The sequence below is a fragment of the Saccharopolyspora antimicrobica genome, from assembly GCF_003635025.1.
Lineage (GTDB): Bacteria > Actinomycetota > Actinomycetes > Mycobacteriales > Pseudonocardiaceae > Saccharopolyspora > Saccharopolyspora antimicrobica.
This window is the reverse complement of the sequence record NZ_RBXX01000002.1, coordinates 6,295,188-6,315,598: the sequence shown is the minus strand read 5'-3', so window position 1 is coordinate 6,315,598 and position 20,411 is coordinate 6,295,188. Positions and strand designations below refer to the sequence as shown.

The window sequence follows — 20,411 nt, the reverse complement described above, 5'->3', positions numbered from 1 at the left end:
CCCTCGGGCCGGGACGGGCGGAGAGGAGCGCGTTGTGGATTCTTCGTTGGGCGAGCTTCGTCGTGAGGTGCGCGGATTGTGCCGGGAGTGGCGGGAGGCCGGGCGGTACCGGCCGCGGCCGGACGCCTGGTTGCGGTCTTTCGACCTGGCTTTCAGCCGGGAGCTGGCCGGGCGCGGGTGGCTGGGGATGACCTGGCCGAAGGCGCTCGGCGGTGGTGAGCGGTCCAACCGGGCCCGGCTGGTGCTCACCGAGGAGCTCCTGCGCGCGGGCGCGCCGGTGGCCGCGCACTGGATCGGTGACCGGCAGATCGGGCCGTCGGTCCTGCGGCACGGCACCGAGCGGCTGCAGCGGGAGATCCTGCCGGGCATCGCCGCCGGGGAGTTCGTGTTCTGCCTGGGCATGAGCGAGCCGGATGCGGGCTCGGACCTCGCCGCGGTGCGCACCGCGGCGACTCGCGTTCCCGGCGGCTGGCGGATCGACGGGCGCAAGATCTGGACCAGCCACGCGCACCGCGCCACGCACGCCTACCTGCTGGCGCGCAGCGAGCGGTCCGAGGTCAAGCACGTCGGGCTGACCGAGTTCGTGCTGGACATGACCGCTTCCGGCGTGTCGGTGTCGCCGATCGTGGACATGGCTGGTTCGCACCACTTCAACGAGGTGGTGTTCGAGGACGTCTTCGTCCCGGAGCACCGGGTGATCGGCGCGGTCGGCAACGGCTGGGCGCAGGTCACCGAGCAGCTCTCCTACGAGCGCGGCGGCCCCGAGCGGGTGCTGTCGACCTATCCGGTGCTGGCCGGACTGCTGGACGCCGCCGACGACGGCCTGGCAGCGGAGGTCGGCGAGCTGGTCGCGCGGTTGGCGACGCTGCGCGCGTTGTGCGTGCAGGTCGCGGACTCGCTGGACGCCGGTGAAGCACCGGTGCGGGCCGCGGCCACCTTGAAGTACCTCGGCACCGCCTTCGAGCGGGACGTGCTCGAATGCGCGCGCCGGGCAACCGGTTCCGGCGTGATCGCACCGGAGAGCCCGCTGGGCGAGGCGATCCTGGCCGCTCCCGGGTTCAGCATCCGGGGCGGCTCCTCGGAGGTGCTGCTGTCCATCCTCGCCAAGCAGGAGGTCCGCCGTTGAGCACGGAGAACTCGCTGATCACCGAGGTCGCCGCGGACGTGCTGTCCGGCGTCGATCCGCAGGCGCCGACGGGCGCGCTGCACCCGCTGTGGCCGACGCTGGTGGAGCTGGGCTGGCCGCAGGTCGGGGTGGCGGAGGCACGCGGCGGTGTCGGAGGGACCCTGCGGGATCTGACCGAGCTGGTGGCCGCGACAGCGGCGAGCGGGGTGAGCGTGCCGCTGGCGGAGGCATCGGTTGCACGCTGGATCCTCGGCGCGGAGCTGGAATCCGCTCCGCTGGTCGTCGCCGCGACGAGCACGGATGCCGTGCCGTGGGCCCGCTTCGCCAGCCACGTCGTGGTGTGCCTGGAACGCGGATCCGCTTACCTCGTCGAACGTGGCGAGGTCGAGCCCGGCGAGAACCTGGCGGGCGAACCCCGTGACGCGCTGCGACTCACCGCAACGACGACTCCCCTGCCGGATGCTCCTCCGCACGAGGACGTGCTCGCCCGCTCGGCGCTGCTCAACGCCGCCGCGCTGCTCGGTGCGGCGCGCGGTGCCTACGAGCACACGCGCGAGCACGTCGCACAACGCGAGCAGTTCGGTCGTCCACTCATCGCGCTCAAGGCAGTGGCCAACGCGCTCGCGGAGATGCGCGTTCACCTGGGCGCCACCGAAACCGCAGTGGCCCGCGCAGTGCGCGTGCACGAGCAGGAACCGGGGCGCGCGCTGGTCGCGACGGCAGCCGCGAAGATCACTGCGGCGCGGGCCGCGACCAGCATCGCGAGATCGGCGCACCAGCTGCACGGGGCGATGGGCGTGACGCGGGAACACCCGCTGCACCACGTCACCCGCAAGCTGTGGGCCTGGCGCGACGAGTGCGGCACCGAGCGGAGCTGGTCGATTGAGCTGGGGCGGATCGCGCTCGGCTCCGACGAACCGGAGCTCTGGGAGCGCACCACCGCCTGAGGCGAGTCGGCAGCGTTCGCCAAATAGTTCCGATCCGTTCGTTGACCTCCAGCATGGTGGAGGTCCTAGCGTCGGGGCATGATCGAAGAACAGCACGCCGCGCCCCACCGCAGGTCCGCATGAGCGGAACCGACACCGCGACGGCCACCGGCGCGCCGCGCGACGAGCAGCCCGTACCGCGCCGGATGCCTCGCGTTCTCCTGCCCTTCCGCCGCAGCTCCTACCGCAGGCTCTCCGCCGCCCTGTGCTTCAGCCTGTTCACCACCGGGTTGTGGACGGTCGGGCAGGTCTGGGAGGTCGTGCGGCTCGGCGGCGGCGCCAGCCAGCTCTCGTTCGTCGCCGCGGCGGCCTCGCTGGGCGCGCTGCTGCCGATGCTGCTCGGCGGCGCGATCGCCGACCGGGTGGCGCAGAAGACGATCCTGCTGGTCGTGCAGAGCGCGCACACCGTCCTGCTCACCACCGCCGCCGTGCTGTCGCTGACCGACCGGATGCAGATCTGGCACCTCGTGGTGATCGCGTTCCTCGGCGGCACCGCGGTCGCCTTCTACTTCCCCGCCTACTCCGCCTGGCTGCCCGCGCTGCTGGCCGAGGAGGAGCTCATGGCGGCCAACGGCTTCGAGGGCATGGTCCGGCCGACCATCCAGCAGGCCGCCGGCCCGGCGCTGGGGAGCCTCGTCATCTCCGCCTTCGCGCCCGGTGCGGCGATGGCGGTGGCCGCGGGAACCGCGTTCGCGGCCTGGTGCATGTTCTGGACCGTCCCCCGCACTCCCCTGCGCGGTGCGACGCGGCAGGCCCGCAGCGTCCTCGCCGACGTCGTGGAGGGCTTCCGCTACATGCTCGCCACCAGGTGGCTGGTCGCTTCGCTGCTGTTCGCCTCGCTCATGGTGATGGTGACGATGGGCCCGCTGCAGGTGGTGCTGCCGTTCCTCATCAAGGACCGCCTCGGCGGCGGCGCCGAGCAGCACGCGCTCGTGCTGGCCATGTGGGGCATCGGCGGCGCCGCCGGATCGCTGCTGATGGGCTCGCTGCGGATGCCGCGCCGCTACCTCACCACCATGATCGGGCTGTGGGGCGTGGCGAGCCTTCCGCTGCTGGTGGTCGCCGTGGCCACCAACATCTGGACGGTCGCCGCCGCCGCGTTCGCCGTCGGGGCGATGTTCTCCAGCCCGATGGTGCTGTGGGGCACGTTGCTGCAGCGGCGGGTGCCGCCGCAGCTGCTCGGCCGGATCACCAGCCTCGACTTCTTCGTGTCGCTGGCCTTCCTGCCGCTATCGATGGCGGTGGCCGGGCCGGTCTCCGAGGCGATCGGCACCCGGGCGACGTTCATCGTGGCCGGGCTCGTGCCGCTGGTGGCCGCGGTGCTCGCAATCACGCTGGGCAGGCTGCCCGCGGACGAGAAGGCGCACCCGCTGTCCCGCTAGCAGCCCGGTCGGAGAACCCCCGGTGAGCGCCGGGGGTCCTCCGACCGACGTGGAGCAGTCAGCTCCCCCGCGCACCGAGGTGATCGCGCAGCTGCCGCTTGAGCACCTTGCCGGTCTGGGTGCGCGGCAGCGGTTCGGGGCGGATCACCACGTGCGCCGGGACTTTGAACGCCGCGAGCCGGGCCGCGACGTGCTGCTGCAGCTCGGCGGCATCGACCTCGCTCCGCAGGTTCACCACGGCCGCCACCTCCTCGCCCAGCTTCGGGTGCGGCAGGCCGATGACCGCGCAGTCGACCACCGCCGGGTGCTCGAACAGCGCCGCCTCGACCTCCGCGCAGTAGACGTTCTCGCCGCCGCGGATCACCACGTCCTTGAGCCGGTCGACCACGTGCACCCAGCCGTCCACGACGTAGCCGAGGTCGCCGGTGCGGAACCACCCGTCCACGAACGATTCCGCGGTGGCCTGCGGGTTGTTCCAGTAGCCGCGCACGATGTTGGGCCCGCGGAACCACAGCTCGCCGATCTCGCCATCGGGCAGGTCGTCGCCGGTCGCCGGGTCCACGATGCGCAGGTCGGCACCCGGCACGCACCGGCCAACGCTGTCGGCGCGGGCGAGGTAGTCGTCGCCCGCGTTGCCCACCACTCCCGAGGTCGTCTCGGTCAGCCCGTATCCGCTGGCCGGCGTGACACCGGTGCCCAGAGCGCCGATCCGGTGCACGAGATCGGGCGGGATGGGCGCGCCGCCCATGTTCACGCCCTCCAAGCGCCGCACCGCATCGCCCTGCTCGACGAGGTCGCGCATCACGGTCGGCACCCCGGCCGCGCTGGTCAGGCCCTCCTCGACGATCAGCCGCCCGGCCTCCTCCCGGTCCCAGCGGTACAGGGTCGCCAGCTTCACCCCGGCCAGCGTGGTGAAGCACAGCGTGGTGAGCCCGGCGATGTGGAACAGCGGGAACGTCAGCAGGACACCGGGCTGCGGCGCGGCCGGATCGCCCATGGGCGGGAACACGCCGCCGTTGTCCAGCGCGGCCTGCACCCGCCGGTTGATCACCGTGTTGAGCAGGTTCGTGCAGTGGTTGCGGTGCGTGCCGACCGCGCCCTTGGGCCGGCCCGTGGTGCCGGAGGTGTACATGATCGTCGCGTCGTCGTCGGGCCCGATGGCCACGTCCGGCAGCTCGGCGTCGGCGGGCAGCGACGCCATCAGCTCCGACCAGGAGCGAGCGCCGGGCACCGATGCGCCGCCGCGAACCGCCACGACCGGGATCTCGCGGCCGATCAGGGCGGCCCGCTCGGCATCGGCGAACACCAGCGCCGCCCCGGAATCGGTCAGCCCGTAGCGCAGCTCGGCGTCGGTCCACCAGGCGTTGAGCGGCACCGCGATCAGCCCGGCCGCCTGGATCGCCCAGAAGACCACCGACCACTCCGGGAAGTTGCGCATCGCGATGGCCACCCGGTCGCCGCTGGTCAGCCCGTACTCCTCCCGCAGGCAGCGCGCGAGCCCGGCCACCAGCCGGAAGTGCTCGGCGTAGCTGCACCGGAAGTCCTGGTAGACCAGGAAGTCCCGCGCGCCGTAGCCGCTGCTGAACAGCACCACGTCGCGCAGCGTCGCCGGGCCTCCGGTGTAGACCCGCATCGGGATGCCGCCGACCTCACGGGTGCCGATCTCGAAGTCACCGCCCGGCCCGATGAGCTCGGCGAGCAACCGCTGCCGCTGATCTTCCGCCATCAACCCCTCCTAGCTGCGAGCTGTTGGTCCACTCTGGACATGTTCACGCGGTGGGCCGCGGCGGCCACGGCGGGATGTAGTCGGGGTAGTCGGCGCTGACCCGCATCGGGAACTTCGCCTGCCGCTTGGCCAGGAATGCCTCAACGCCTTCGGCCGCATCCGGCGAAGCACCCAGCCCGTTGATCGCCTTGGAGTCCAGGCGGTGCGCCTCCCAGGGCGAATCCGCGCTGAGCATGCCCCAGAGCAGCTGGCGAGAGACCGCCACCGAGATGCCCGAGGTGTTGTCGGCGATCTCGCGGGCGATCCCGCGCGCGGCGGGCAGCAGGTCGTCGTCCGGGACCACGTGGGAGACCAGGCGTCCGGACAGCGCTTCCCGCGCGTCGAAGATCCTGCCGGTGGCCACCCACTCCATCGCCTGGGAGATGCCGACCACGCGGGGCAGGAACCACGTCGATGCCGCTTCGGGGACGATGCCGCGGCGGGCGAAGACCAGGCCGAACCGCGCCGATTCCGCAGCCAGCCGGATGTCGGCGGGCAGCATCATCGTCACGCCCACGCCGACCGCTGGCCCGTTGAACGCCACGATCACCGGCTTGCGCGACTCGGCGATGCGCAGCGCCACCGTGCCTCCGCCGTCGCGCGGCACGCCGTCGATCTCACCCGCCGCCCAGCGGGCCTTCGCCCGCTCGTCATCGGCACCGGCGTTGAAGGTGTCAGCGCCCGCGCTCAGGTCCGCCCCGGCGCAGAACCCGCGACCGGCGCCGGTGACGATCACCGCGCGGACCTCGTCATCGGCGTCGGCGGCGTCGAAGGCGGCGATCAGCTCGTCGCGCATCACGTGCGTGAACGCGTTGAGCGCGTCGGGCCGGTTCAGCGTGATCGTGGTGATGCCATCGGCGGTCTCGCAGGTGATCTGCTCGTAGGTCATCGCACCATCCACTCCCCGGTGAACTCCGGCTCGGTCTTGTCGACGAACGCCTTCCGCGCAGCCGGTGCGTCGGTGGCGAAGTTGATGGCCTGCGCGCGGGCCTCGTTCTCCAGCGCCTCCCGGAAGCCCTGCTGGCCGCCCACGTGCAGCATCTGCTTGTTCTGCGCCAGCGCGATCGGCGGTCCCTGCGCGAGGCGCTGGGCGAGGTCGGCGACGAAGCCGTCGATCTCGTCGTCCTCCTTCACCCAGGTCACCGCGCCCAGCTCGCGCGCCTCCCCGGCGCCGATGATCTCGCCGAGCAGCGCCAGCCGCTTGGCCTGCTGCAGCCCGACGATCCGCGGCAGCAGCCAAGAACCGCCGAAGTCCAGCGACAGCCCGCGCTTGGCGAAGATCTGGGAGAACCGCGCGTCGGGCGTGCACACCACGAGATCGCAGCCCAGCGCCAGGTTCCACCCGGCGCCGACCGCCACGCCGCGCACCTTCGCCACCGAGGGCTTCGGCAGCTCGTGCAGCGCCAGTGCGATGTCGTTGATGCCGTGCATCCGGTTCAGCGGGTGCTGCGCGCCGCGGTCACCGCTGAGGTCCGCACCCGCGCAGAAGTCGCCGCCCTCTCCGGTGATCACCACAGCGCGCACGCTGTCGTCCGCGGCCGCTGCGGCGACCGCTTCGCGCAGCCCGTTCCAGGCCGCGGTGTCCAGGGCGTTCTTGCGCCTCGGCCGGTTGATCGCGACCGTCAGCACCGGGCCGTCCTGGCCCACCAGCACCTCGTCACCGTCCACTGTGCTCACCACCTCCGTACTGGGCTTGAAAAGCGCCTGGCGCGCTGGGAAGGTCCATGCGGACCAGTTGCCCAGGAAAGCGAGCCAGCATGTCCGAAGTCGAGTACCGACAGTCCCGGTTCTCGGTCCCCGCCGGGGCCGCCGACGTCCTGCTCGTCCGGCACGGCGAATCGGCCCCCGCCCGCCCGGACCGGCCGTTCCCGCTGGTCGGCGGTCAGGGCGATCCGGAGCTGGCCCCGCAGGGCCGGGAGCACGCCGAGCGCGTCGCGCAGCGGCTTGCCGGTGCCGGCCTGGACGCGATCTACGTGACCACGCTGCGCCGGACGGTCCAGACCGCGGCGCCGCTGGCCGCCCGGCTCGGCCTGACCCCGCAGGTCGAACCGGACCTGCGCGAGGTGCACCTCGGCGAGTGGGAGGGCGGCCTGTTCCGCCAGAAGGTCGCCGCGAACGATCCGCTTGTCCACCGGATGCACGCCGAGCAGCGCTGGGACGTCATCCCCGGCGCGGAGTCCGCCGAGGCGCTGAACACCCGGGTCCGCGGCGCGATCGAGCGCCTGGCCCTCGCGCACCCAGACCAGCGGATCGCGGTGTTCACCCACGGCGGCGTCATCGGTCAGGTCATGGCGCTGGCCACCGGATCCCGCCCGCTGGCCTTCCTCGGCGCCGACAACGGCTCCATATCGCGGATCGTGGTCACCGCCGACCGCTGGATCGTCCGCGGCTTCAACGACGCCGCGCACCTGGGGGCCGACTTCGCCGCCGAGGCCGCTGCGCTGAGCTGAACCGGCCGCACGCTTGGCTGGAATCGGAGCTCTCCTTCCCGGGGCTACTTCAAGCCCAGCGCGCGGACCGCGTCCGCCGGGTCACCCGGCGTCACGAGCGCGATGGCCGGGGTGGTGACGCCGTTGTCGACGTACTGCTGGATGCGCTCCCGGCAGTGCTCGGCCGGGCCGTGCACCACCAGCTCGTCGACCACGCTGTCCGGGATCGCCGCCAGCGCGGCCTTGCGGTCACCGGCGTCCCACGCCCGCCACATCGGGCCGAGCTCCTCGCGACCCAGCCACTCGTGGAACGCCCGGTACACCGGCACGTTCAGGTAGGCCGCGATCTGCCGCCGCGCGATGCCGCGCGCGGTGTCGGCGTCGACGTCGGGCATGGTGAAGATCCGCGCCACGACTTCCTTGCCCGCACCGCCTTCGTGCACGTGCGGGACCACCGTGCGGACGTCCTCGGGCGAGAGCCAGTTGAGGATCGCGCCGTCACCTTCCCGGCCGGCCAGCCGCAGCATCCCGGGCCGCAGGGCGGCGACCAGCAGCGGCGGTGCCGGATCGGGGACCACGCCCGCGGTGAAGCCCTGGACCCGGAAGGTCTCGTAGGTCTCGGTGACCTTCTCCCCGCGCAACGCCTTGCGCAGGAACCGCAGCGTGTCGCGCACCCGCTTGTAGGGCTCCTCGAACGGGATGCCGTTCCAGCGCTCCACGATCACGTTCGACGAGGTGCCGATGCCCAGCGCGAAGCGGCCGGGCGCCGCCGCGGCCAGCGACGCCGCGCTCATCGCCAGGGTCGCCGGGCCGCGGGTGTAGACCGGCACGATCGCGGTGCCCAGCCGCAGCCGCGGAGCCCACGCACTCGCCAGCGCCAGCGGCGTGAACGCGTCGGTGCCGTTGGCCTCCGACGACCACACGTCGGTGTAGCCCAGATCCGGCAGTTCGGCGATCAGCTCGCGCTGCCCGGCCAGCGGCAGCTCCTGGAACGGCACCGTGATGCCCCAACGTCGTTGCACTGCAGTCCTCTTTCGTCACGACGACGCGTAGCGCGCCTTGAGCTTTCCCTTGACGAGCTTTCCGGTGGGAGTGCGCGGCAGCTCGTCGGCGAAGTCCACGCTGCGCGGCACCTTGTAGTGCGCGACGCGCTGCCTGGCGTAGTCGAGGATCTCCCGCTCCAGCTCCGGGCCCGGTTCCGCCCCGGGCGCCGGTTGCACGACCGCCTTGACCGCTTCGCCCATCTCCTCGTCGGGCACCCCGAACACCGCGACGTCGAGGATGGCCGGGTGCAGCACCAGCACGTCCTCGACCTCCTGCGGGTAGATGTTCACCCCGCCTGAGATGATCATGAAGGCCTTGCGGTCGGTGAGGAACAGGAAGCCGTCGTCGTCCAGGTAGCCCAGATCGCCGACGGTGGCCCAGTTCGGGTGCTCCGGGTGCTTGGCCGACCGGGTCTTGTCCGCGTCTCCCAGGTACTCGAAGGGGATCTCGTCACGTCCGAAGTAGACGGTGCCGACCTCGCCGCTGGGCAGCTCGCCGCCCGCCTCGTCGCAGACGTGCACCTCACCCAGGATCGCGCGGCCGACCGAACCCGGTTTCTCCAGCCACTGCGCGGAATCGATCAGCGTCATGCCGATGCCCTCGGTCGAGGCGTAGTACTCCTGCAGGACCGGCCCCCACCACTCGATCATCGCCCGCTTGACCTCCACCGGGCAGGGCGCGGCGGCGTGCACCGCCATCCGGTGGCTGCTCAGGTCGTAGCGCTGGCGGACTTCCTCGTCCAGCTTGAGCATCCGGACGAACATCGTCGGAACCCACTGGCTGTGCGTGACGCCGTAGCGCTCGATCGCCCGCAGCGCGCCTTCCGCGTCGAACCGCTCCATCATCACCACGGTGCCGCCGATCGCCTGCACCGCGGCGCAGTACCGCAGCGGTGCCGCGTGGTAGACCGGCGCCGGAGAGAGGTAGACGGTGTCCTCGTCGAAGCCGTAGAAGCCGCGCAGCAGGTCGACCAGCACGTTGCCGGGTTCGTGCACCTGGCGGTCGGGCAGGTTCGGCTTGATCCCCTTGGGACGCCCGGTGGTTCCCGAGGAGTACAGCAGGTCCGCGCCGCAGGGCTGCGCGGTGGGCACCTCCGCCGACGCCGACGCCAGCGCCCGCTCGTAGTCGTCGAAGCCCGGCACGTCACCGCCGAAGGCCAGCCGGAGCCCGGCGGCCGGGACCTCCTCGGCGACGGCCTCGGCGAGTTCGCCCAGGCCAGCCGACACCAGCAGCGCGCTGGCCCCGGAATCGTTGACGATGTAGGCGACTTCAGCGGGTTGCAGGTGGCTGTTGACCGCGCACAGGTACATGCCCGAGCGCAGCGCGGCCCAGTAGATCTCGAAGGCCTGCGGTGAGTTGTCGCTGAGCAGCGCGATCACATCGCCCTTGCCCAGCCCGGCGGAGCGCAGCAGGTTGGCCAGCCGCAGCGACCGCTCGTCGAGCTCTCGGTAGGTCAGGCCCCGACCGGACCCGGCCATGATCAGCGCCGGGCGATCGGGATGGGTAGCAGCGTGGATTCCTGGGTACATGCGGCTCCTCCTTGAACCATCGGCACCCGCTGATCACCTCGCCAGGCGCGCCAACTCCCCGAACAGCCGCTCGGCCTGCTCGGCGCTGGGCACCACGAAGACGCCCTCGGCCTCCACCAGGACGGTTTCCGGGTCCTCCTCGGTGCTGATCGTGGCGACCGATTCGGTCCACCGCCCGGCGACCCGCACCACCTGGCCGACGACGCGCAGCGGCGTCTCCAGCGGCACCGGCCGCCGGTAGCGCAGGTCGAGCTTGATCGTCATGCCGTGCTTGCCGCGGGTGGAGTGCGCGTGGCCGAGGATCTGGTCCAGCAGCAGGGCGCTGATCCCGCCGTGCCCGTAGCTGGGCGGGCCCTCGTAGGTCAGGCCGAGCGTGCACCGGCCGATCGCGGTGCCGTCGACGATCTCCACCTCCATCGGCGGAGCGATCGGATTGCCCGGGCCGGAGGCCGGGTTGTACATCCGGCGCGCCCGCTGCCCGCCGTCGACGGCGGCCGGTTCGCCGCGCTCGCGGCGGGCCGCGTCCAGCGGCGGGACCAGCGCGCGGACCTGCTCGGCGATCTCGGTCAGGGTCGCGGCGTCGACCTCCGTGGCCACCGCGGCACCGGTCAGTTCGCGCAGCGCGGCACCGAGCTCCCGCGCGGCCCGGCGGCGCTGCGCCAGGTCGTCCTCGACTGCCACCGGATCACTCACCCCGCCAGACCGGCTTGCGCTTCTCGGCGAACGCCAGCGCGCCTTCCTGGGCGTCGGCGGAGGTGAACACCGGCGCGGAGATGGCGGCCTGCTCGGCGAAGGCCTCGGCGTCTGTCCAGCGCACCGCGCCGGAGACGATCTGCTTGGTGGCGCGGACGGCCAGCGGGCCGTTCACCGCCACGCGCGCGGCCAGCTCCCGCGCCCCGGCCAGCGCCTCGCCGGGTTCGGTGAGCCTGTTGACCAGCCCGTGCGCGTGGGCGACCTCGGCGGTCAGCGGATCGCCGGTGAGCGCGACCTCCATCGCCAGCTGGTACGGCAACGTCCTGGGCAGCCGGAGCAGACCTCCTGCGGCGGCGACCAGGCCGCGCTTGACCTCGGGCAGCCCGAACTTCGCCTCCCGGGAGGCCACGATCAGGTCGCAGCTGAGCGCCAGCTCGCAGCCACCGGCCAGCGCCCAGCCCTCGACCGCGGCGAGCAGCGGCTTCGACGGAGGGCTCTCGGTGAGCCCGCCGAAGCCGCGTCCCGGGATGGAGGGCCGTTCGCCGCGGGTGAAGGCCTTGAGGTCCATGCCCGCGCAGAAGGTGCCGCCCGCGCCCGTGAGGATGCCGATGACCGCGTCGGAGCGCGCTTCCAGCTCGTCAATGGCGGCGGCCAGGCCCTCGGCGACGGAGCGGTCCACCGCGTTGCGGGCATCGGGCCGGTTGATCGTGATGACGGCGACGCCGTCAGCGATCTCGGTCAGGACGCTGTCACCCACGCTGCATCTCCTCCGGGCTCGGGCCAGGGCGGGCCCCAGTATCGCCCGCCACGCCGCCCAGGTCCAGACCGACCGGCCGGTATGATTCAGACCGAACCGCGCACGCACTGATAGCCGGTATCAATGAGCGGAGTCCCGCCCGAACGGGCCTAGGCTCGCACGCATGATCGAGAACTCGCCGACCGCGCTGCTGCCGATCCTGCACTACGACGACACCCGCGCCGCCGTGCGCTTCCTCGTCGACGTCCTCGGCTTCCGGGAGGCGCTGGTGGCCACCGACGACGAGGGCGATGTCGTGCACGCCGAGCTGGCCTGGCCCGGTGGCGGGGCGCTGGTGCTGGGCGGCACCAAGCACGTCGACAGCGTGCACGGCGGGATGCGCGCGGGCAGCAACGCGATCTACCTCGTCAGCGATGAGGTGGACGCCGTCCACCAGCGCGTGCTCGCCGCTGGCGGCGACGTGTTGGAACCGCCGCACCACGCCAAGTTCGGCTCCGGGGCGAGCTCCTACACGCTGACGGTGCGCGATCCCGAGGGCAACCTCTGGACCTTCGGCACCTACCGCAGCGCAGCTGGTGGCTCGTGAGCAGCGGTGGGCGTTCGTACTCTGCCGGGGTGGATCTGCGGCTGGTGGAGTACTTCGTGGCGGTGATCGACCACGGCAGCGTCACCAGGGCCGCCCAGGCGCTCTACATCGCGCAGCCGTCCCTGTCGCAGGCGATCCGCAGCCTGGAGCGGCAGCTCGGGGTGCAGCTGTTCCACCGCACCGGCCGCCAGCTGGTGCTCACGCCCGACGGCGAGGCGTTCGCGGCTCCAGCGCGCCGGATCCTGCGCGATGTCGAGCGCGCCCGGAAGGCCGCCCACGACGTCCGCGCGCTGGAGAGCGGGCAGCTCGACATCGCCGCGCTCGCGACGCTCGCCGCGCACCCGCTGCCCGAGCTCGCGGGCGAGTTCCACCGGCGGCACCCCGGCGTGCTGCTCAACGTCTCCGATCCCGGTGTCTCGGCGCGCGTCGTCGACGAGGTGCGGCGCGGGAACGCCGAGCTCGGTCTGACGAAACTGCCGCCCCAGCACAGTTCCTCGCTGCTCACTCGCGAGCTCGGCACGCAGGAGATCGTGCTGGTCCTGCCGCCCGCGCTGGCCGAGCAGCTGCCCGATCCGGTGCCGCTGGCCGCGGTCGCGGGCATCCCGCTGGTCCTGGAGCTCACCGACACCCGCACGCTGGTCGACGACGTGCTCGACACCTCGGCGCTGACCGTCGCGGTGGAATCGGCCAACCGGCAGGCGATCTGGGACCTGGTCGCGCACGGCGCGGGCGCCACCTTCCTGCCCCGCGCCCTGGCCGAACGCGAACTGCACGGCGCGGTCCTGCGCTCCATCACGCCGGAACTGCGCCGCAGCGTCGGTTTCGTGCACCGGCCGGGGCCGCTCTCGCCCGCCGCGGAGGCGTTCCTGACCGTCGCCGGGGTCAGCCCCGCGCCATCAGCAGGAACGCCCGCCCCGCCGGAGAAAGCGCCGCCGGGTCGTAGAGCACCCCGTAAGCGAGGTTGATCGGCGGATCGACCGCCCGCACGATCGCCCCGCGCGCGGCGGCCTGCTCGGCCATCGACCGGGTCAGCACGGTGCCGCCGAGACCGGCCAGCACGAACGGCAGCATCGCCTCGCGGTGCTGCACGACCGCCGACGGCCGGGTGCGCTTGCGGGCCGCGCTCAGCGCCCGCTCGATGGCGGTGCGACCGGTGCTCTTCGGCACGATGACCAGCGGCAGATCCGGGAGTTCGGCCAGCGGCAGCGGATCCTTCGCGGGCACGTCGGTGCCCGGCGGGAACACCAGCCAGAACTCGTGCTCCCCCAGCTCCTCCACCCGCAGGTCGGCGGCGGAGACCGGGAGGTTGGTGAAGACGATCTCGCAGTGCCCCTCGCGGATCAGCGCGGCACCGGCCTCCTCGTCGCGCAGCTCGGCCAGCCGCAGCGAGACGTTCGGGTAGCGCTGCCGGAACCGGCCGACCAGCTGCGCCACCGGGTGCACCGCCAGCGCGGCGGCGACGTGGATGTCCAGCCGCCCGCGCGGCAGGCCGGCGGCGTCGACCAACGTGCCCTCGGCCGCGACGACGTCGCGCAGAATCTGCCGGGCCGGGCCGACGAAGGCCTGCCCGGCCGAGGTGAGCACCATGCCGCGGCCGATCCGGTGGAACAGCTCGACGCCGAGCTCGCGCTCCAGCCCGCGAATGGCCTGCGACACCGTGGGCTGCGCCAGCCGCAGCGCGCTCGCCGCGGCGTTGATGCCGTTGTGATCGACGACGGCCAGGAAGTACTCGACCTGGTGCAGCTCCACCCCGGCAGCCTAACGGTCGTGAGCGCGAGGCCTTCGCGCTCACGACCTTCCACACGGGATCAGTCCGTCGCGGTGGTGTCCCAGCCGTAGTCCGGCAGCGCGAAGAACTCGTCACCGTTCAGGCGGTCCACCTCACCGGAGGCCATCGCCGCGATCAGCGATTCGACCCCGGTCCGCACCGACTGGATGAGCATGCCCTTCTGCTTCTGCCCGAGGTCGTCCTGCTGGCCGCGGACTTCGAACAGCACGGTCGCCGACCCGTTGAGGGCGAACGCCGACCGGCCCTGGCCCGCGTACTCGCGCTCCTGCGGGTGGAGGTAGCGGCCCACCCCGGCCAACGGCGACTGCGAGCCGTAGGCGGCCTGGATGCCGCGCGCCACCGACAGCGCGTAGCGGCGGGACTTGTCCTGGTCGAGCAGCGGGTACTGCTCCTTGTACGCCGCACCGTCGTTGACGCCGAGCGGCGGGTAGTCCAGCGCCACCGAGATGAGCTTGCCGTCCTGCGGCCCGCCCGTGGTGCGCCCGCACGGCCCCATGTGGTGCAGGTCGACCACCGCGTCGACCGCGCCGAACTCCTCGCGCAGCGCCAGGTAGGTGTCCCGGATGGTCCGCGATTCCGGTGACAGGAAGAACCCCGCGTCGACCTGCTGCCCGGGCAGGTCCCCGGGCTGCGGCACGTAGTCCAGGTCGGGGTTGAAGTCCCGGTTCAGGTCGAAGCCCGGCAGGTCGATCCCGTCGCCGTTCGGGCTGTGGTACCAGGCCGTCGGCGCGCCGGCGAGCTGCGGGTAGTCGGCGACCACCTGGTCCCACGGGACGACGTTCATGCGCCGGTTCAGCTCGCCGCCGTCGGGGTTGACCATCGGCAGCGCCACCAGGGTGATCGACGACAGCAGCCGCTCGGTCGCCGCATCCCGGCTGGTGCCGAGGTCCTTGAGGATGCCTAGCAGCGCCTCGGTGCCGGTCCGCTCGTTGCCGTGGATGGCGCTCTGCACCATCAGCACCCGCGGACCGGTCCCGACGCGCGCGGCCCACAGCTCCCGGCCCTGCTTGCTGGTGCCGACCTGCTCCACGCGGACCCGGCCGGCCGAGGTGCTCTCGATGTCCCGCAGCGTCTTGCCGAGCTCCGCGTGATCGGTCCACCCGCTCCACTGCGGATCGTCGAAGGTCTTGCACTGCCCGGGCCCCTCCGGCGGTGCCGCCTGCACCGGTGCGGCGATTCCGGCCATCGCCGCCGAACCGGCGGCCACCAGGGCGAATGACGTTCTCCAACGCGGAATTCGACTCACAGTTGCACGTCTCCGTTCGCGGATTGCACGCTGCTGATGCGCCCGGATTCGCGGCGCACCGATCCCACCGCGCTTCCGAGCGCATCGCACTGCCGAGAATGCCCAGGGCGCGGATCGCCCTGGTGCGGGCCATTTCCCGGAACCGCCTGATCGGCCGGGATCACAGCTGAGGACTCTAAGTTCGCGTCATTGCGGAGTCAATCTCCCGGAACGAACGGATTTCCGGTCCCCGGCCGCTCGCGCGAGAGCGCCCCGCGCCGGGCGGGGCGCTCCTCAAGCGCGTCAGAGGCCGAGGTCCTTGGCGATGATCGTCTTCATCACCTCGGTGGTGCCGCCGAAGATGCGGGTGACGCGCGCGTCGGCGTACATGCGGGCGATCGGGTACTCCATGATGTAGCCGTAGCCGCCGTGCAGCTGCAGGCACCGGTCGACCACTGTGGACTGGAGTTCGGTGCAGTACACCTTGACCTTCGCCGCGTCGGCCGCGGACAGCTCCCCGGCGTCGTGCTCGTCGAGCGCGCGGTCCAGCAGCGCCCGCCCTGCCTCGATCTGCACCGCGCACCCGGCCAGCTCGAACTTGCTGTTCTGGAAGCTGCCCACCGGTTTGCCGAAGACCTCGCGCTCGCCCACGTAGTCCAGCGTCATGCGCAGCGCAGCTTCCGCCGCGGCCTGGCCCGACACCGCGATGCCCAGCCGCTCCTGGGGCAGGTTCGCGCCCAGGTACTGGAAGGCGCGGCCCTCCTCGCCGAGCAGGTTCGCCGCCGGGACCCGCACCTCGTCGAAGAACAGCTCCGCGGTGTCCTGCGCCTTGAGGCCGAGCTTCTCCAGGTTTCGGCCCCGGCTGAACCCGGGCATCCCGCGCTCCACGACCAGCAGCGACAGCCCGTCGCGCCGGTTCTCGCCCCGCCCGGTGCGGGCCACCACGATCACCAGGTCGGCGTTGTGCCCGCCGGTGATGAACGTCTTGGCGCCGGTGAGCACGTAGTGGTCGCCGTCGCGGGTGGCGGTGGTGGCCATGCCCGCCAGGTCCGACCCGGTGCCGGGCTCGGTCATGGCGATGGCGCTCATCAGCTCACCGCTGGCCAGACCCGGCAGCCAGCGCCGCTTCTGCTCCGCGTCGCACAGCGAGATGAAGTAGGGCACCACCACATCGGTGTGCACCTTGGACCCGCCCAGCGAAACGCCCGCGCGGGCGGTCTCCTCGGTGATGACCGCGTTGAACTTGAAGCTGGTCGTCCCACCGCCGCCGTACTCCTCGGGAACCTGCAGCCCGAGCATCCCGACCGCGCCGGCCTTGCGGAACAGCTCCCGCGGCACCAGCCCGGCCTTCTCCCAGTCGGCGAAGTGCGGCACGACCTCCTTGGCCAGGAACTCCCGGACCACCTCCCGGAATGCCTGGTGCTCGGCCCCGTAAGCACTGCTGCGCATCCGTTCCTCCTCGCAACCCTCTCCGGTGCTCAGCCCGCACCCGGCACGCGATTTCAATGGAAATCAGACGTCTGATTTCCATTGAAATCGCGTGGATCCCGACGCGCCGTCGGCATGTCGGACGCCCGACGCGCCGACGGGCGCGCAACTTCCATTGAAATCGGATGTGCGATTTCCATTGAAATCGCGGCAGCATCCGGCTCTCAGAGGAGTTCGAGGATGGTGGCGTTGGCCATGCCGCCACCCTCGCACATCGTCTGGAGGCCGTAGCGGATGCCGTTGGCCCGCATGTGGTGCACCAGGCGGGTCATCAGGACCGCGCCGGAACCGCCCAGCGGGTGGCCGACGGCGATCGCACCACCGAGCGGGTTGAGGCGGGCCGGGTCCGCGCCGGTCTCGGCGAGCCAGGCCAGCGGCACCGGCGCGAACGCCTCGTTGACCTCGAAAGCGCCGATGTCGTCGATGCCTAGCCCGGCCTTGCGCAGCGCCTTGTGCGTGGCGGGCCACGGCGCGGACAGCATCATCACCGGGTCATCGCCGGCCAGCACCGCCGTGTGCACCCGCGCGATCGGCCGCAGGCCCCGTTCGCGGGCGATGTCGCTGGTGGTGATGAGCAGCGCGCCGCTGCCGTCGGAGATCTGCGAGGCGTTGCCCGCGGTGATCACGCCGTCCTCGCGGAACGCCGTCTTGAGCTTGCCCAGCGACTCCAGGCTGCCGCCGCGCCGCACGCCTTCGTCGGCGCTCAGCTCCGGCAGCTCCACCAGCTGGCCGTCGAACGCACCCGAGTCGATGGCCGCGGCGGCCTTAGCGTGCGAGGACAGCGAGTACTCGTCGAGCTGCTGCCGGGAGAAGCCCCACTTCGAAGCCACCATCTCCGCGCCGATCCCCTGGTTGAAGCCCCGCACGCCGTAGCGGTCCAGCACCGAGTCCGGCAGCACCTTGTCCACGCCCTGGCGGGCGAACCCCATCGGCACCCGGCTCATCGACTCCACGCCGCCTGCCACGGCGAAGTCGTAGTAGCCCGCGATGACCCCGGCGGCGGCCGCGTGCACGGCCTGCTGGCTGGAACCGCACTGCCGGTCCACCGAGGTGGCGGGCACCGATTCGGGCCAGCCAGCGGCCAGCACCGCGGTCCGCGCGATGTTGCCCGCTTGCTCCCCGGCCTGGCTCACGCAGCCCCACACCACGTCGTCGACGTCGGCCGGTTCGATCCCGGCCCGCTCCACGAGCGCGTTGAGCACCCGCGCCGACAGGTCCGCCGGGTGGATCCCGGCCAGCGCACCGTTGCGCTTGCCGACCGGGGTGCGCACGGCCTCGACGATGACTGCGTCCCTCATCTGCATCTCCTGTCCGGAACCGGCGGGCCAGGATTCGAATGAACCACCGGATCCCGCTCCCGGGCAAAGATCAGACCCAGAACGCTCGAATAGGCCGCGCCTATGCACGCCTACGGGAGCCGCGGCAACGCGTCGAACAGACCGTCGAAGACCGCGAGGTCGTAGCGGTCCGATCGCTTCCCCGGTCGCGGAAGCTCCGTGGCCGGCAGGTGCCAGACGACCCGGCCCGGGCTCACCGTCGCCCAGGCGCGGTACCACTGCCTGAGGGGTTCCGACAGCCGCGCGTGGAGGTCGAAGTGGCGACGCCGGCGGCTTGGATCACCGTCCCGCTGCCGCCGCAGCACCGGCAGCGGCGGCAGCGTCACCAGGACCAGATCGGCCAGCCCCAGGCGCTTCTCGGCCACCGCTGCCCGGACGGCCACCGCCTCCGCGCGGAACCGGGCCGCCGGGCCTTCGCCGATCGCGGCGAGGCACCAGCTGTAGTGCAGCTTGAGCGGATCGCTGTCGCACACCGCGAGGCCCGTCTCCTGCTCCCGGCCGAGAGCCGCAACCCACCGCCCGGCGTTGACCTCGCTCCAGTAGCTCGCCTGCGCGGCCGGATCGCCGACCGGCTCGCTCCCGGTCGGTTGGTACTCGTCGACGACGTGATCGGGAAAGCGCCGACGGCACCAGGTGGTCTTGCCCGCCGCGCTCGGCCCCTCGACGACAACGATCACAGCGCTCCTCTCACGACCCGAGGATTCGTCGGGCGTCCCGTTCGGGATTGACCAGCAGGGCGGTGGCGATCCCGCCGACCACGGCCGCCAGGCCGAAGACCTGGAACGCCAGGGCGAAGCCCTCGCTCGGCGTCGGCGCGACGTCCACCAGCCAGCCGGTCAGCGCCGGCGCAAACAGCCCCGACGACGACTGCAACGCGAGGAAGACCCCCAGCGTTCCGGCCTGCTGGGCGGGCGGGCAGATCTGCGACACCGCCGCCGTCGCCAGCGGCAGCGCCACCGTCCCGATGCCGTAGCCGACCACCACCGCGATGATCGCCAGCACCGGTGACACCAGGTACGGCAGCAGCGCGAGCAGCACACCGCCGACCAGCAGTCCGCCAGCGGGCACCAGACCGCGCTGCACCCGGGCGCTCGAACCGGCCACCACAGCTCGGTCGCTGAACCAGGAGACCACCAGCATCGCCGTCATGCCCGAGATGCTCGGCAGGCCGAACATCACCCCGGCCTGCAGCCGGTCGATGCCCAGCCCGACCTCGAAGTAGGACGGCAGCCAGGTCAGGATCACCGACACCAGCCCGTACATGGTGAAGGTGCCGACGACGCAGCCGAGGAAGGTGCGCGACAGCGCGATCCGCCGGAACGGAACCCGCTGCACGACCGGCGCGGATTCCTTGCGCCCCAGCGGCGCCGCGTACGGCCCCTGCCGCCCGATCAGCGCCCAGGCCAGCGCCCACACGACCCCGGCCACGGCCAGCGCGACGAACGACGCCCGCCAGCCCCACACCGCGACGATCAGCGCCAGCAGCGGGGCGATGGCGATCTTGGCGATCGACGCACCGGAGGACAGCCACGCCGACGGGAAGCTGCGCTTCTCCTTCGGGAACCACTCGAATGCCCCGGCGGCGGCCAGCGCGCCCGACGGCCCTTCCGCCGCGCCGAGCCCGATCCGGCTGATCAGCAGGGTGGCGAAGCTGGCCGAGACGAGCACCGGAACCATGGTCAGCGACCACAGCGCGGCCAGCGTGAACAGCACCCACTTGGTCCGGACCCGGTTGCCGATGAACCCGACGGTCAACCCGGCGATGCTGAACAGGAAGAAGAAGGCGCTGCCGATGAACCCGACCTGCGCCGAGGTCAGCCCGAGCTCCTCCTTCAACGGCTGCGCGGCGATGCCGAACACCGTCTTGTCGGCCCAGTTGACCACGACGAACAGCACCAGCATTCCGGTGATCACCCAGGCCATCACCGGCCGCTGGACGGGGGCTGCGGTACCGTGTGCGGCTTCGTGCACTCTGTCGACGGACATGCGCGGTCCCTTCGGCGAAAGCGGGAACGAGGTGCGAATTCCGGGAAGGCGACGACTGCCCGCCAATTGAACGAGACCCGGATCACACCGTCAAAGAGCAACGCGCGAACGCACCGATAGCCCACCACTATGGACACCGCGAGAGGCGAAAAGCACCGACTCCCAACTTATTGCGCACAACGAAACACAAGAAGGGCTCCATCGCCCGCCGGCACCGGATGCCACACCGCCCGGAGAGGCCCGCCCCCACCGCGCACGAACGCAGCGGAGGCACCCCTCCGGGAACGGT

At 71.9% G+C, this 20,411-nt stretch carries 19 protein-coding genes; 6 read left to right on the top strand and 13 right to left on the bottom strand.

The annotated features are described in order from the left end of the window. The first annotated feature begins 34 nt into the window (after positions 1 to 34). The 3 genes from ATL45_RS30010 (at position 35) to ATL45_RS30000 (ending at position 3,494) form a co-directional block, all read left to right on the top strand. Positions 35 to 1,126, top strand: coding sequence for an acyl-CoA dehydrogenase family protein (locus ATL45_RS30010; RefSeq protein WP_093146356.1), 1,092 nt, complete (start codon positions 35 to 37; stop codon positions 1,124 to 1,126). After that, positions 1,123 to 2,073 (top strand): acyl-CoA dehydrogenase family protein, encoded by a 951-nt coding sequence (locus ATL45_RS30005; RefSeq protein WP_093146355.1) that lies wholly within the window; start codon positions 1,123 to 1,125, stop codon positions 2,071 to 2,073. Before ATL45_RS30010 ends, ATL45_RS30005 begins: the two co-directional genes overlap by 4 nt. 119 nt (positions 2,074 to 2,192) lie before the next feature. Continuing rightward, positions 2,193 to 3,494 carry an MFS transporter gene (locus ATL45_RS30000; protein WP_093146354.1) on the top strand — a complete coding sequence of 434 codons (1,302 nt, stop codon included), beginning with the start codon at positions 2,193 to 2,195 and terminating at the stop codon, positions 3,492 to 3,494. 58 nt (positions 3,495 to 3,552) lie between these two features. Here ATL45_RS30000 and ATL45_RS29995 read toward each other — a convergent pair whose 3' ends face one another. From ATL45_RS29995 to ATL45_RS29985, 3 genes are read right to left on the bottom strand one after another with little or no spacing between them, the layout of a single operon-like run. Then, complete coding sequence (locus tag ATL45_RS29995) at positions 3,553 to 5,220, bottom strand: class I adenylate-forming enzyme family protein (RefSeq protein ID WP_093146353.1); 1,668 nt, start codon at positions 5,218 to 5,220, stop codon at positions 3,553 to 3,555. Between the two features lie 43 nt (positions 5,221 to 5,263). Continuing rightward, on the bottom strand, positions 5,264 to 6,148 hold the full coding sequence (locus ATL45_RS29990) for an enoyl-CoA hydratase-related protein (RefSeq protein WP_093146352.1): 885 nt from the start codon (positions 6,146 to 6,148) through the stop codon (positions 5,264 to 5,266). Further along, entirely contained in the window at positions 6,145 to 6,936 is a 792-nt protein-coding gene (locus tag ATL45_RS29985; protein WP_246025630.1) for an enoyl-CoA hydratase/isomerase family protein, read from the bottom strand. The genes ATL45_RS29990 and ATL45_RS29985 overlap by 4 nt, the downstream gene beginning before the upstream one ends. Positions 6,937 to 7,016: 80 nt before the next feature. Here ATL45_RS29985 and ATL45_RS29980 point away from each other — a divergent pair, with 80 nt between their 5' ends. After that, a complete protein-coding gene (locus tag ATL45_RS29980) occupies positions 7,017 to 7,709 on the top strand; it encodes a histidine phosphatase family protein (RefSeq protein WP_093146350.1) in 693 nt (230 codons plus the stop codon). A 44-nt stretch (positions 7,710 to 7,753) separates the two neighbouring features. Here ATL45_RS29980 and ATL45_RS29975 read toward each other — a convergent pair whose 3' ends face one another. The 4 genes from ATL45_RS29975 to ATL45_RS29960 are packed head-to-tail and all read right to left on the bottom strand — an operon-like array spanning position 7,754 to position 11,711. Then, positions 7,754 to 8,710 carry an LLM class F420-dependent oxidoreductase gene (locus ATL45_RS29975; RefSeq protein ID WP_093146349.1) on the bottom strand — a complete coding sequence of 319 codons (957 nt, stop codon included), beginning with the start codon at positions 8,708 to 8,710 and terminating at the stop codon, positions 7,754 to 7,756. Positions 8,711 to 8,725: 15 nt separating this feature from the next. After that, a complete protein-coding gene (locus ATL45_RS29970; protein ID WP_093146348.1) occupies positions 8,726 to 10,261 on the bottom strand; it encodes an acyl-CoA synthetase in 1,536 nt (511 codons plus the stop codon). Between the two features lie 33 nt (positions 10,262 to 10,294). Then, positions 10,295 to 10,942: a PaaI family thioesterase gene (locus ATL45_RS29965; RefSeq protein ID WP_093146347.1), complete on the bottom strand. Its 648-nt coding sequence runs from the start codon at positions 10,940 to 10,942 to the stop codon at positions 10,295 to 10,297. Between the two features lie 4 nt (positions 10,943 to 10,946). Beyond that, positions 10,947 to 11,711: a crotonase/enoyl-CoA hydratase family protein gene (locus ATL45_RS29960; protein ID WP_093146346.1), complete on the bottom strand. Its 765-nt coding sequence runs from the start codon at positions 11,709 to 11,711 to the stop codon at positions 10,947 to 10,949. A gap of 163 nt (positions 11,712 to 11,874) precedes the next feature. Between ATL45_RS29960 and ATL45_RS29955 the strand changes: the two genes are divergently transcribed. Both ATL45_RS29955 and ATL45_RS29950 read left to right on the top strand, forming a co-directional pair. Further along, complete coding sequence (locus ATL45_RS29955; RefSeq protein WP_093146345.1) at positions 11,875 to 12,297, top strand: VOC family protein; 423 nt, start codon at positions 11,875 to 11,877, stop codon at positions 12,295 to 12,297. A gap of 29 nt (positions 12,298 to 12,326) precedes the next feature. Further along, positions 12,327 to 13,262: a LysR family transcriptional regulator gene (locus ATL45_RS29950; protein ID WP_093146344.1), complete on the top strand. Its 936-nt coding sequence runs from the start codon at positions 12,327 to 12,329 to the stop codon at positions 13,260 to 13,262. On the opposite strand, the gene ATL45_RS29945 is transcribed toward ATL45_RS29950, so the two are convergent. The 6 genes from ATL45_RS29945 to ATL45_RS29920 form a co-directional block, all read right to left on the bottom strand. Next, positions 13,180 to 14,046: a LysR family transcriptional regulator gene (locus ATL45_RS29945; protein WP_093146343.1), complete on the bottom strand. Its 867-nt coding sequence runs from the start codon at positions 14,044 to 14,046 to the stop codon at positions 13,180 to 13,182. The two genes, ATL45_RS29950 and ATL45_RS29945, sit on opposite strands and share 83 nt — an antisense overlap. 59 nt (positions 14,047 to 14,105) lie before the next feature. After that, positions 14,106 to 15,293, bottom strand: coding sequence for a M14 family zinc carboxypeptidase (locus ATL45_RS29940; protein WP_246025629.1), 1,188 nt, complete (start codon positions 15,291 to 15,293; stop codon positions 14,106 to 14,108). Between the two features lie 321 nt (positions 15,294 to 15,614). Then, positions 15,615 to 16,760 carry an acyl-CoA dehydrogenase family protein gene (locus tag ATL45_RS29935; protein ID WP_093146342.1) on the bottom strand — a complete coding sequence of 382 codons (1,146 nt, stop codon included), beginning with the start codon at positions 16,758 to 16,760 and terminating at the stop codon, positions 15,615 to 15,617. Positions 16,761 to 16,963: 203 nt separating this feature from the next. Then, positions 16,964 to 18,097 (bottom strand): thiolase family protein, encoded by a 1,134-nt coding sequence (locus tag ATL45_RS29930; RefSeq protein ID WP_093146341.1) that lies wholly within the window; start codon positions 18,095 to 18,097, stop codon positions 16,964 to 16,966. A 110-nt stretch (positions 18,098 to 18,207) separates the two neighbouring features. Continuing rightward, positions 18,208 to 18,813, bottom strand: a complete 606-nt coding sequence (locus tag ATL45_RS29925) for a hypothetical protein (RefSeq protein WP_093146340.1) — start codon at positions 18,811 to 18,813, stop codon at positions 18,208 to 18,210. Positions 18,814 to 18,823: 10 nt separating this feature from the next. Next, positions 18,824 to 20,122, bottom strand: a complete 1,299-nt coding sequence (locus ATL45_RS29920) for an MFS transporter (RefSeq protein ID WP_246025628.1) — start codon at positions 20,120 to 20,122, stop codon at positions 18,824 to 18,826. Positions 20,123 to 20,411 lie beyond the last annotated feature (289 nt).